This is a genomic window from Salipiger sp. (genome assembly GCF_059781815.1).
In genome coordinates this window covers 1-11860 of sequence record NZ_JBYNAH010000169.1, presented here as the reverse complement: position 1 = coordinate 11860, position 11860 = coordinate 1, and the positions used below count along the sequence as shown (strand labels likewise).

Below are 11860 nucleotides of genomic sequence, written 5' to 3'. Positions count from 1 at the left end.
AGCTATTCCGAGCGTCAGCTCTATGAAGCCGCGCTCGAGCGTCTGACCCGCGAAGTGGCCGCCGTCTCCGGTGGCGACGAGGTCGCCGCCGCGCGCCAGGTCGACGAGGTTCTGGGGCTGCGCGCCGCCTGATCCTCATCGGACACGACTATTCGGGAAAAGCGGGCCTTCGGGTCCGCTTTTTTCGTTTCCGGTGTGCCGATCTTTTTTCCTGAGGGGGCGGGGGCCAGCGCGGCGAAGGCAGCGCCTGCTCCGCTATGCCGCGTCCTCACGCCCTTCCATCAGGGCCGTGTAGAGCGCCGTCTCCAGCTCCTTCTCGAGCTCGCGGGCGCGCTTGATATAGGCCTCGTTCTCGGCCGACGGCACGTCGGGATCCCAGAGCTGCGCCAGCTCCTGGACGGTCTCGCGGTCGTGGTGATAGAAGGTCTCCTGCGCGATCGCCGCCTCGTATTCGGTCATCCCGACCTCCTCGAGCACGTAGCGCCCGGCGCGCAGCGAGCTGTCGAACATCTCGCGCACGATCTTGTCTGCCCCGGCCTGATAGAGCTCGTAGACATGGGTCCGGTCATGGGCGCGGGCGACGATGAACAGGTCCTCGCGGATGCGGCGGGCGAAGCGAACGAGCTTGGTCGTGGCCTTGGGGTCGTCGAGCCCGGCCACCAGCACCTTGGCATCCTTGATGCCGGCCGCGTGCAGCAGCTCCGGCCGGGTCGGGTCGCCGAAGAAGCCACGGTGGCCGAAGCGGCGCATCAGCTCGATGGTCTTCATGTCGTGGTCGATCACCACGGTGCGGAAGCCGGAGCTCCCCACCAGCCGGTTGACGATTTGCCCGAAGCGCCCGATGCCGGCGATGATGATCGGCCCGTCGGCCTCGATCTCGTCCTCCTGCTGCGCCTCGCGGGCCTCCTCGAGCCGGGTCGAGACCCAGTCATAGAGAATGAAGAGCAGCGGCGTGATCAGCATCGACAGCGCCACGACAAGCAGAAGGCGCTGCCCCAGCACCTGGTTGAAGATGTTGAGCTGCAGCGCGAAGGAGATCAGCACGAAGCCGAATTCGCCGGCCTGCGCCAGCGACAGGGTGAAGAGCCAGCGCGCCCTTGTGTGCAGCTTGAAGACCCGCGCCAGCAGCATAAGGATCGCCCCCTTCAGCAGCATCAGCCCGAGCGCGAGGCCGAGGATCACGAAGGGCTCGCGCAGGAAGGCGAGGATGTCGATGCCGGCGCCCACGGTGATGAAGAACAGGCCCAGCAGCAGCCCCTTGAAGGGCTCGATATCCGACTCGAGCTGGTGGCGGAATTCCGAGTTCGCCAGCACCACGCCGGCGAGGAAGGTGCCAAGCGCCGGCGACAGGCCGACCAGCTCCATCAGGAAGGCGATGCCGACCACGATCAGCAGCGCCACGGCGGTGAACATCTCGGGCAGGCGGGCCGAGTTGATGTGCCGGAAGAGCGGCCGCGCGCCGTAGATTCCGGCCACGATGATCAGAGCGATGGCGGCGAGCGTCACCAGCGCCACGCCCCAGCCCGGCAGGCCTTCGACAATCGACATCTCGTGATGATCGTCGGCGCCGTGGCTGCCGACCGTGATCGAACCATCAGGCGAGATCGACAGACCCACCGGCAGCGCCAGCAGCGGCAGCACCACCAGCATCGGGATCACCGCGATGTCCTGCGTCAGCAGCACCGAAAAGGCCGAGCGCCCGCCGGTCGACTGCATCAGCCCCTTTTCGCTCAGCGTCTGCAGCACGATGGCGGTGGAGGAGAGCGCGAAGACCATGCCGCAGGCCAGCGCCGGCGCCCAGCTTACCCCGAGCGCCATGGCGCAGCCCATCACCGCCAGCATTGTGATGGCGATCTGCGAGCCGCCAAGCCCCACCAGCCGGTGGCGCATGTCCCAGAGCGTGCGCGGCTCGAGCTCGAGCCCGATGATGAAGAGCATCATCACCACGCCGAACTCGGCGAAGTGGCGCAGGTCCTCGGTGGCGGCGACGAGGTGCAGCACCGGGCCGATGACGATGCCGGCAAGGAGGTATCCCAGCACCGAGCCGAGCCCGAGCCGCGCGGCGATCGGCACCGCGATCACTGCCGCCATCAGGTAGATCGAAGCCTGAAAGAGAAATCCGTCCATAGTCGTCCCGTCGCCTGTGCCCGCTACATGATGGGGCAGGGCGCGCCGCAATGACAACCGCTGTTGGCTCTCGCCTCGGCGGATCGGCGCACAATTCGCTCGCATTCGATGGAAAGACTGGCGCGGTAGAGGGGGCTGTCACAAGCGCGCGGCTTGACGCAGGGGCGCGAGAGGCGTAATGCGCGGCCCGTGGCGCTTTGTTACCGGATTGCGGGCCACGTTAAACATGCCGCTAAAGAGGTCAGACGAAAGCCCCTTTCGCTTGACCGCGACGGGGCTTTTTTCAATTGCGGCGAGGGGTGCCGCGAAAGGATACGACATGACCAGCAAGGGATCCCGCACGCAGGCGGTTCACGGCGGCACCAAGCGCAGCCAGTGGGGCGAGCTCAGCGAAGCGATCTTTCTCACCCAGGGCTTTGCCTATGACAGCGCCGAGCAGGCCGAGGCGCGGTTTCTGAACTCCGGCCCGGACGAGTTCATCTACGCCCGCTACGGTAACCCGACCGTGGCGATGTTCGAAGAGCGCATCGCGCTGCTCGAGGGCGCCGAGGATGCCTTCGCCACCGCCTCCGGCATGGCTGCCGTCAACGGCGCGCTGACCTCGTGCCTCAAGGCCGGCGACCGCGTCGTCGCCGCGAAGGCGCTGTTCGGCTCCTGCCTCTACATTCTCGAGAGCATCCTGCCGCGCTTCGGCGTCGAGGTGGTGTTCGTCGATGGCGCCGACCTTTCGGCCTGGGAAGAGGCGCTCAAGCCCGGCGCGCAGGCGGTGTTCTTCGAGAGCATGTCGAACCCGACGCTCGAGATCGTCGATATCGAAGGCGTGGCCAAGCTGGCGCATGCGGCCGGTGCCGTGGTCATCGTCGACAATGTGTTCTCGACCCCGGTCTTCTCGAACGCCGTCGCACAGGGCGCTGATGTGGTTGTCTATTCCGCCACCAAGCATATCGACGGTCAGGGCCGCGCGCTTGGCGGCGTGATCCTCGGCTCGCGCGAGTTCATTCGCGGCACGGTCGAGCCCTACATGAAGCACACCGGCGGCTCCATGAGCCCGTTCACCGCGTGGATCATGCTCAAGGGGCTCGAGACCATCGACCTGCGGGTGCGCGCGCAGGCGGCCTCGGCCCGCGCCATCGCCGAGGCGGTGGGCGCGCATGCCAAGGTGATCCAGGTCAGCTATCCCGGGCTCGAGAGCCACGCGCAATACGCGCTGGCGCAGCGGCAGCTCGGCGGGGCGGGGGGCACCATGGTGGCCTTCGAGATCGAGGGCGGCAAAGAGGCGGCGTTCCGCTTCTGCAACGCGCTGGAGATCATCCTGATCTCGAACAATCTCGGCGACGCCAAGTCGATCGCGACGCACCCGGCCACCACCACGCACCAGCGCCTCTCTCCCGAGCAGCGCAGCGGTCTCGGCATCTCTGACGGGCTCATCCGCCTGTCGGTGGGCATCGAGGATACCGCCGATCTGGTGGCGGACCTGCTGCAGGCCCTTGATGCCGTTTAGCATCACATACGTGTGATTTCCGGGCGTTACTCGCCCGGAAGCAGGAAAAGATTGGAAAAAGTTTCATCGGCGACCTATCTCTGTGTCGGTAGGAGAGACGTCCGAGGAATACCAAGATGAACGTGCACACGCCGGAACTCGACAGCAAGCCCAGCCGGGACGAGGCGCGCGCAGCGCTCAAATTGCTGCGCCGCTTCGCCGACAAGGCGCAAGATGCTGAGATCGATGCGCTCGATCCGGCGCTTGCACTGCTCCGAGACGGGGCCGGCTATCCCGACCTGTCGCGTATCTTCCCGGAAGACTTCGTCGCCGACGAAGCCTATCGCGAGACGCTCCCCGACCTGCAGAACGGCCCGGCGTCGCTCATCCGTGGCGAGAACCGCGCAATCCAGCATGTCGGTATTTCTAACTTCCGACTGCCGATCAAGTTCCACACCCGCGACAATGGCGATCTGACGCTGGAGACCTCGGTCACCGGTACGGTGAGCCTCGATGCCGACAAGAAGGGCATCAACATGTCGCGCATCATGCGCAGCTTCTATGTGCACGCCGACAAGACCTTCTCCTTCGAGGTGATCGAGGCCGCGCTTGACGACTACAAGAGCGATCTCGAGAGCTTTGACGCCCGCATCGAGTTGTCCTTTTCCTTCCCCGTGAAGGTGGAGTCCCTGCGCTCGGGCCTCTGGGGCTTTCAGTATTACGACATTTCGCTCGAGCTGGTCGAAACCGCCGGCGTGCGCCGCAAGATCCTGCATCTCGACTATGTCTACAGCTCGACCTGCCCGTGCTCGCTCGAGCTTTCCGAGCATGCCCGGCGCGAGCGCAACCAGCTTGCGACGCCGCATTCGCAGCGCTCGGTCGCGCGACTGTCGGTCGAGCTCAAGGAAGGCGAGTGCCTGTGGTTCGAGGATCTCATCGACCTCTGCCGCGCCGCCGTGCCGACCGAGACGCAAGTCATGGTCAAACGCGAGGACGAGCAGGCCTTCGCCGAGCTCAACGGCGCCAACCCGATCTTCGTAGAAGATGCCGCGCGGCTCTTTGCCGAGCAGCTTCAGGCGGACCCGCGCATTGGCGACTACCGGGTTCTGGCAAGCCATCAAGAGAGCCTGCACTCGCATGATGCGGTGTCTGTGCTGACCGAAGGCACCACATTTGCCAATGACAGCCTGGGTCCGAAGCTGTTCACCAGCCTGATCCACACCCGCTGACGCCTTCGTCTGCGCCGGAATTCAATGCGCCGCCCCCGTGGGCGGCGCATTTCTTATGCAGGTTGCTGCATTGCAGCAATTCGTGATCGGCGGGTTCGGGAAAGCGCAAGGGTTTGTCCTAAGTATGGGCGTGGGAGGAAACCAACAGACGGAGGTTTCCGGATGCACGCCGATACCGTTCAGATCAGCATGGGCCGCGGCTCTCTGAAGCAGAAGATAGACCTGTATTTCGCCAATCTCGGGCTTGGGGTGAACCCTTACGGGCTGCGCAAGGCCAAGATGCGCGAGATCATCCATCTCGAGATGAAGAGCGACGACCAGCTCGCCCGCATGGGGCTCAGCCGCGACGACATCCTGCCACATGTGTTCCGCGATCTGCTGACCGCCTGAGCAGGGCGATCCCGCGGGAATGCCTGCAAATATCCCGGAGAGATTTGCCCGTCGGGCTGCTTGACTAATATCGCGGGGCAGGACAACGCTGCGCCATGTTCGACCTCCGTCCCGTCGCCTATGTCATCGGTCTGCTCGTCGCCACGCTGGGCGCGACCATGTTCCTGCCCATGCTCGTCGATATCGCCGAGGGGCGGGGCGAGTGGCACGTGTTCCTCGAGACCGGGCTTGTCAGCATGCTGACCGGCGGGCTGATCGCGCTGGCCTGCGCCAATGGCGTGAAGGAGGGGCTGACGCTGCAGCAGACCTTCCTGCTCACCGTCGGCGTCTGGGCGGCGCTGCCGGTTTTCGGCGGGCTGCCCTTCATCTTCGGGGCCACCGAGGCAAGCTTTACCGACGCCTATTTCGAGGCCATGTCGGGGCTTACCACCACCGGGTCGACGGTGTTCAGCGGGCTCGACGACCTGCCCAAGGGGCTGCTCCTCTGGCGCGGCATCCTGCAATGGCTGGGCGGCATCGGCATCATCGTGGTCGCCATGGTGTTCCTGCCCGAGTTGAGGGTGGGCGGCATGCAGGTGTTCCGCTCGGAAGCCTTCGAGACGATGGGAAAGATCCTGCCGCGCGCCACCGAGATCGCCTCGTCGATCTCGACCATCTATGTCGGTCTCACGCTGGCTTGCGCCGTGGCCTATCTGCTCTGCGGCATGAACGCCTTCGACGCCACGGTGCATGCGCTTACCACGATCTCGACCGGCGGCTTCGCCAATTACGACGCCAGCTTCGGCACCTTCTCGGGGCCGGCGGAATACGTGGCCTCGGTCTTCATGATCGCCGCCGCGCTGCCCTTCGTGCGCTACGTGCAGATCATGAACGGCCATTATTCGGCGCTCTGGCGCGACAGCCAGGTGCTGGCGTTTTTCGGCACCATCGCGGCGCTGGTGGCGGTGATGGTGGTGACGCTGGTGTCGATCTTTCCGCATCACCCCGAGCAGGCGGTGCGCGAGGCGCTGTTCAACATCACCTCGATCATCTCGGGCACCGGATACGCCTCGGTGGATTACATGCAGTGGGGCCCGTTCATCATCACCATGTTCTTCTTCATCGGGCTGATCGGGGGCTGCGCCGGCTCCACCGCTTGCTCGGTGAAGATCTTCCGCTACCAGATCCTGTTTGCCTCGATCCGCGTGCAGCTGCGCCGCATCCGCGCGCCGCACGGCGTCTTCACCCCGCGCTTTCAGGGCCGCCCGGTGGATGACGACACGCTGTCCTCGGTGCTGAGCTTCTTCGCCTTCTTCGTGGTGTCTCTGGGCGTGTTGTCGGTGGGGCTCGGGATGACCGGGCTCGATTTCATCACCTCGCTCTCGGGCGCGGCGACGGCGCTGGCCAATGTCGGCCCCGGCCTTGGCGATCAGATCGGGCCCGCGGGCAATTTCGCCGACATCAACGACACCGCCAAGTGGATGCTGGCCTTCGCCATGCTCACCGGGCGGCTCGAGGTGATGGCGGTCTTCACCCTCTTCACCCTGCGTTTCTGGCGCGCCTGAGCCACAAGACGCGGCACGCCTCTGGCGCGACACGCGGCGCGCCAGCGCCGCGGCTCAGTGCGGCTCGCCGGCGAGGTGGGTGATGTCGAGCCCGCGGGTATAGACCAGCCCCATCGAATCCCGCAGCACCAGCGGACCGCCGATATAGTCCGGCCCGATGCCGGGGCCGCGGATCGTCAGGTGCCAGTCGTTGCGGCTGATGCTGTCGGGCAGCAGCTCGAGCGGGTCGATCTCGTCGGTGGCGCCGCCTTCCATGTGGCAGACGGTGAACACCTCGCCGCCCTGCGGCGCGTTGCGCAGCGAGACAAAGACCGTGCGCCCGTCGATCGGCTCGACATAGCGGAAATGGTCGTCGTCGCGGAAGTTCTGGCGCAGCCACGGGTTGTTGAGGCGGAACATGCGCAGGCGGCGCATGGCGTTGGTCTGCACTGGGTCGAGCTTCGAGGTCGAGTGCGAGACGTTGCAGTACTCGTGCATGTCATCCATCCACGCCCGCGCGATCTGCTTCAGCCCGCCCACGGTGATCGGGCGCGGCCCGGCCAGCGGCGGCTCCACCGCGTTGAGCAGCGTGGCGATGGTATTGAGATCGTAATCCGTCACCTCCACCAGCGCCGGCAGGAACTCGAGGAAGCGGGCAAGATCCTCGCGGGTCTCGAAGCCCAGCTCCTTGAGCCAGCGGAAGGCGCCGGGGACGGAATAGCTGTACTCGTCCACCTGCCACTTGAGCGAGATCGCCTCCTCGGCCACGACCTTGACGCCGTATTTGTCATCCTGGTTGCGGATGAAGCCCCAGCTGGCGCGTGCGGTGGCGTTGAGAAAATCCATCGGTACGCCGGGCAGGGCGGCGTAGGTCAGGATCGACACCGCCGGGTTGTCATAGGCCTTGTCGAGGATCTCCATCTTGGTGTCGCCGAGGCGGGTGTTGATGTTGAGCTTGGGATTGACCTGCGTGCCCCGGCGCAGCGTGTCGTGGTTGGCGGTGCCCGAGATCCAGTTCGAGCCGCGCTTGAGGATCTCTTGCAGGCGCCAGTATTTCGACAGCCAGAAAGTGTAGATGAACGGCGTGTTGTGGGCGAAGGTCAGCGGCCCCCACTGGAACACGTCCGGGTCGGTCTCCTTCTGGTTCTCGATCACTGCGCGATAATCCGAGCTCAGCTCCCAGTCTTCCTGCGGCCAGGGCCGGCCATCCTCGAAGACGAACCACGGCCGGTAATCGACGCCGGCGACGTTCTGCACCACGTCCGACATCTCCTGCAGGTAGTCGTCGTCGTGGCGCATCTCCTGCGTCGAGGCATCCCACCATTTGAAGTCCTGCGCGCCGTCGACCCGCACCCCGTCGGCACCGAAATCCACCTTGCGGCGCTGCAGCTCGAGCAGGATCGCGCGGACGAACGGGTTGTTGTAGTCGAGATTCTGGCCGTACATATTCGGCCCGGCGAAGAAATGACTGTTGAGCGCGTTGAGCCCCTGGTTGTCCGAATGGCCGAACACCACGTCGAGCACCAGCATCTTGGGCCAGCGCGGGAAGTTGTGCAGCACCGCCGCAAGGTCGACGAGCTCGTCGGGCCGGGCGGTCTCGAGCAGCACCGGGTTCACCGTCGCCATGCCGGATATGACGATATCGTAGCCCCAGTTGGTGGTGTCGGGGCGCATCAGGTGGGCGGTGACGGTGTCGTCGTCGCACTCGACATCGGTCCAGAAATCCGGGCCCGCCTCGTAGACCGTGGTGGGCTCCACGGGCAGCAGCTGCACCGCGTCGTAGCCGGCGAAGAGCTCTTCGTCGGGCTCCAGCGTCAGCCCGGCGCCGACGCGCACCGCGAGGCGCTCGAACTGGCGGGTGAGCGAGGCCAGCGTGCCGCCGGGCGTGGCGGTCGGCACGTGGACCTGCAGGATCGAGGTCGGGGGCGCGAACTTGTAGGGGCCGTCGGCCTGGCAGACCTGCTCGAAATAGCCCTTGTCCTGACGACGCGCCTGCATCGCCGGCACGTCGTAGATCTCGGCCGGAGAGAAGGCGCCATAGGGCAGGGAGGCGGCGAGCGGATCGAGGATGCGGTGATAGGCGCCCTCCTGATCGCGATAGACCAGCGCGTAGAAATCGCCGATCTGGTCGCGGCTGCCGGCCTTGAGCCCGCTGGCGGCGGCAAAGGTGAAGGCCTCGCAGCGCGCCACCGGCAGCAGCACCCGGTCAAAGCGCACATCGCCCTGGCTCGCGGTGAGGTCGAGCTCTTCCTGCGGGCGCAGCACCTCGAGGAACACGTCGCCATCGGCGATGCGCCAGTCGAGCAGCTCTGGCGTCCAGAAGCCGAACTCCACCCGCTCGCCATCGACCAGCGCCCCCAGCCGCCGCGCGATCTGCTTGCCGGCGGCAAAGCGATCGGGGGCGGTGTTCAGCACCTCTTGGCACCATGCGGCGCGGGCCTCTGCGGCGGAAAGGTCGGCGAGGATGGCGGGCGTGTCTGTCATGGCGTCTCGGTCCTGTCTCGTTGCTCATGTGCCACGACCGCGAACCCCTCGGGCCGCGGCGCGGAATGTCTGGCGATCTGCGGGAGGGGGCTGCGTCAGGCGTGCCCTCCCGGACGAACCGGCGGGCCGTCCCGCCTGTCCTTCCGGTCAACCTAAGGCGCTGAGACCTGTCTGCAACGCGAAAGGCCGGGTTTCGCCGCAAGGGCGGGGCGATGTTTTGAGCAAAGCCTGTCCGGGCAGCAGTGGATCAGGCGGCGGCCTTGAGGAGCTTTTCGCGCATGAAGTCGATGCGGTCCTGGCCCCAGAACCGTTCGCCATCGACCACATAGGTCGGCGAGCCGAAGATCTCGGCCTCGATGGCGGCCTGCGTCACCGCATCGGCCTCGTCGCGCACCGCCTCGCTCTCGGCCTCGTGCAGGATCTCGAAAGCGGGCATGTCGATCTGGCGCAGCGCCTCGCCAAGATCGCCCGGATCCGAGATGTTGCGCCCCTCGGCCCAGACCCCGCGCAGGCAGGCCAGCGTCACCGCGTCCTGATCGAGCCCCAGCCGCCCGGTGGCGAGAATGACCCGGCAGGGCAGGCGCACATCGACCGGGTGATGCGCCGGGTTCGAGGTCATGCGCAGGCCGCGCAGCCGCGCCCAGCGGCGCTGATCCTCGATGCGGTAGCTCTGCCGCGCCTCGCATTGCTCGAGCGGGTGGGTGGTGCCCATCTCGGCATAGACCTTGCGGATGTCGATCGGATGAAAGCGCACATGCGCTCCGGCCTCGGCGGCCAGCGCCATCAGCGCCTGATGGCCGAGATAGGTGAACCCGGAGGCCGGTGAGAAGAAATAGTCGATGGTCTTGCGCATGACGCCCCCAGATTTTCGAAACTGGCTTCGCAACCTTGATCGGCGGTCCGCGTCGGCGGCTCCGGCTCACAGAGCCCCGAACCGGATCGTTGCACCATTGACGCGCGGCGGGGCTTTGCTTGTCAACGTGACCGCTCGGGGCCGTGCCGTCTTGCGGCGTCAACTCGAAGGGATCCGGCGGAATCCCTCCCGAACCGCGGCAAAACGCCGGAAATTTGCGCAGTTTTGAATCGCTTTCGTGACGCCGCGCTCGGCATTGTCAGCGCCGCCGCCTTGGCTATGCTCCGCCGCAAACAGGGAGGGTTTGCTGATGAAGATCGAAGATCGCGTGTTTCTGGTGACCGGCGGAGGCTCGGGCCTTGGCGCGGCCGTGGCCGAGATGCTGGTGGGCGCGGGTGGTCGGGCGGTGCTGCTCGATGTCAACGCCGAGGCCGGCGCGGCCAAGGCCGCCGCGCTTGGCGAGGCGGCGCATTTCGTGAAGACCGACGTCACCGACGCGGCCCAGGGCGAGGCGGCGGTGGCCGCGGCGCTTGAGCGCTTCGGGCGGCTCGACGGTCTGGTCAACTGCGCCGGCGTCGCGCCGGGTGAGAAGATCGTCGGACGCGAGGGGCCGCACAGGCTCGAGAGCTTCGCGCGGGCGGTCACGATCAACCTCGTGGGCACGTTCAACATGCTGCGCCTGGCGGCGGATGCGATCGCCAAGCAGGCGCCGGACGAGGGCGGTGAGCGCGGGGTGATCATCAACACCGCCTCGATCGCGGCCATGGACGGGCAGATCGGGCAGGCGGCCTATGCGGCCTCCAAAGGCGGCGTGGCCTCGCTGACGCTGCCGGCGGCGCGCGAGCTGGCGCGGCACGGCATCCGGGTGGTGACGATCGCGCCGGGGATCTTCGGCACGCCGATGATGGCGGGTCTGCCGCAGGAGGTTCAGGACAGCCTCGGCGCCTCGGTGCCGTTCCCGCCGCGCCTCGGCGATCCGTCGGAATACGCGGCGCTGGCGCGGCACATCATCGAGAACCAGATGCTGAACGGCGAGGTGATCCGCCTCGACGGCGCGCTGCGCATGGCGCCGAAATAAGCGGTCCGGCCGGCCCACAAGGGACGGCCCGCCCGCCCGGACAACAAGCGCAGTTAAAACGAAAAAGGCGCCGGGACACCGGCGCCTTTCCTGTTGTTTCCGATCTGCGGATCAGACTAGCCGCGAGACCTCTTTGGCCGCGCGCACGAAATCCTTGAACAGCGGGTGCGGATCGAAGGGCTTGGACTTGAGCTCGGGGTGGAACTGCACGCCGATGAACCACGGATGGTCGGGCCATTCCACGATCTCGGGCAGGCGGCCGTCAGGGGACATGCCGGAGAAGCACAGCCCGCCCTTCTCGAGCGCCTCGCGATACTTGATGTCGACCTCGTAGCGGTGACGGTGACGCTCGTCGATGGTGGTGGTGCCGTAGACCTTGGCGACCTTCGAGCCCTCGGTCAGCACCGCGTCATAGGCGCCGAGGCGCATGGTGCCGCCCTTGTCGTCGGCCACCGAGCGGTTGACCTTCTGGTTGCCCTGCACCCATTCCTTGAGGTGATAGACCACCGGCTCGAACCGGCGCTCGCCGGCCTCGTGGTCGAACTCTTCCGAGCCGGCCTTGCGCACGCCGGCGACGTTGCGGGCGGCTTCGATGACGGCCATCTGCATCCCGAGGCAGATGCCGAGATAGGGCACCTTGTGCTCGCGGGCGAACTGCGCCGCCTTGATCTTGCCCTCGGTGCCGCGTTCGCCAAA

The 11860-nt window shown here is 66.2% G+C and carries 9 protein-coding genes, 1 pseudogene and 1 riboswitch; of the genes and pseudogenes, 6 read left to right on the top strand and 4 right to left on the bottom strand.

The window, feature by feature from the left end; genetic code table 11:
- A pseudogene (locus tag AC6RA4_RS17750) lies at window positions 1-132 on the top strand (CarD family transcriptional regulator); the annotation flags it as partial.
- 123 nt (window positions 133-255) lie between these two features.
- Here the strand turns inward: AC6RA4_RS17750 and AC6RA4_RS17745 are convergent.
- Window positions 256-2127 carry a monovalent cation:proton antiporter-2 (CPA2) family protein gene (locus AC6RA4_RS17745; protein ID WP_500162635.1) on the bottom strand — a complete coding sequence of 624 codons (1872 nt, stop codon included), beginning with the start codon at window positions 2125-2127 and terminating at the stop codon, window positions 256-258.
- A 179-nt stretch (window positions 2128-2306) separates the two neighbouring features.
- Window positions 2307-2384, top strand: a riboswitch (SAM riboswitch).
- Window positions 2385-2446: 62 nt separating this feature from the next.
- Here AC6RA4_RS17745 and metZ point away from each other — a divergent pair.
- The 4 genes from metZ (at window position 2447) to AC6RA4_RS17725 (ending at window position 6770) form a co-directional block, all read left to right on the top strand.
- On the top strand, window positions 2447-3628 hold the full coding sequence (gene metZ, locus AC6RA4_RS17740; RefSeq protein WP_500162633.1) for an O-succinylhomoserine sulfhydrylase: 1182 nt from the start codon (window positions 2447-2449) through the stop codon (window positions 3626-3628).
- Window positions 3629-3744: 116 nt separating this feature from the next.
- Window positions 3745-4836 carry a GTP cyclohydrolase FolE2 gene (gene folE2 / locus AC6RA4_RS17735; protein WP_500162632.1) on the top strand — a complete coding sequence of 364 codons (1092 nt, stop codon included), beginning with the start codon at window positions 3745-3747 and terminating at the stop codon, window positions 4834-4836.
- 162 nt (window positions 4837-4998) lie between these two features.
- Window positions 4999-5226 (top strand): hypothetical protein, encoded by a 228-nt coding sequence (locus AC6RA4_RS17730; protein WP_500162630.1) that lies wholly within the window; start codon window positions 4999-5001, stop codon window positions 5224-5226.
- A 95-nt stretch (window positions 5227-5321) separates the two neighbouring features.
- A complete protein-coding gene (locus AC6RA4_RS17725) occupies window positions 5322-6770 on the top strand; it encodes a TrkH family potassium uptake protein (protein ID WP_500162628.1) in 1449 nt (482 codons plus the stop codon).
- Between the two features lie 54 nt (window positions 6771-6824).
- On the opposite strand, the gene gghA is transcribed toward AC6RA4_RS17725, so the two are convergent.
- Window positions 6825-9233 (bottom strand): glucosylglycerol hydrolase, encoded by a 2409-nt coding sequence (gghA, locus tag AC6RA4_RS17720; protein ID WP_500162626.1) that lies wholly within the window; start codon window positions 9231-9233, stop codon window positions 6825-6827.
- Between the two features lie 247 nt (window positions 9234-9480).
- Window positions 9481-10086 (bottom strand): 2-hydroxychromene-2-carboxylate isomerase, encoded by a 606-nt coding sequence (locus AC6RA4_RS17715; RefSeq protein WP_500162624.1) that lies wholly within the window; start codon window positions 10084-10086, stop codon window positions 9481-9483.
- A gap of 310 nt (window positions 10087-10396) precedes the next feature.
- Between AC6RA4_RS17715 and AC6RA4_RS17710 the strand changes: the two genes are divergently transcribed.
- Entirely contained in the window at window positions 10397-11164 is a 768-nt protein-coding gene (locus tag AC6RA4_RS17710) for a 3-hydroxyacyl-CoA dehydrogenase (protein ID WP_500162622.1), read from the top strand.
- A gap of 111 nt (window positions 11165-11275) precedes the next feature.
- Here AC6RA4_RS17710 and AC6RA4_RS17705 read toward each other — a convergent pair.
- A partial coding sequence (locus AC6RA4_RS17705) for a glutamine amidotransferase-related protein (RefSeq protein WP_500162620.1) occupies window positions 11276-11860 on the bottom strand: 585 nt, incomplete at its 5' end.

Coding starts and splice junctions, on each gene's coding strand:
- metZ (WP_500162633.1), top strand. CDS start 2,447: ATGACCAGCAAGGGATCCCGCACGCAGGCGGTTCACGGCGGCACCAAG.
- folE2 (WP_500162632.1), top strand. CDS start 3,745: ATGAACGTGCACACGCCGGAACTCGACAGCAAGCCCAGCCGGGACGAG.
- gghA (WP_500162626.1), bottom strand. CDS start 9,233: ATGACAGACACGCCCGCCATCCTCGCCGACCTTTCCGCCGCAGAGGCC.
- AC6RA4_RS17715 (WP_500162624.1), bottom strand. CDS start 10,086: ATGCGCAAGACCATCGACTATTTCTTCTCACCGGCCTCCGGGTTCACC.
- AC6RA4_RS17725 (WP_500162628.1), top strand. CDS start 5,322: ATGTTCGACCTCCGTCCCGTCGCCTATGTCATCGGTCTGCTCGTCGCC.
- AC6RA4_RS17730 (WP_500162630.1), top strand. CDS start 4,999: ATGCACGCCGATACCGTTCAGATCAGCATGGGCCGCGGCTCTCTGAAG.
- AC6RA4_RS17710 (WP_500162622.1), top strand. CDS start 10,397: ATGAAGATCGAAGATCGCGTGTTTCTGGTGACCGGCGGAGGCTCGGGC.
- AC6RA4_RS17745 (WP_500162635.1), bottom strand. CDS start 2,127: ATGGACGGATTTCTCTTTCAGGCTTCGATCTACCTGATGGCGGCAGTG.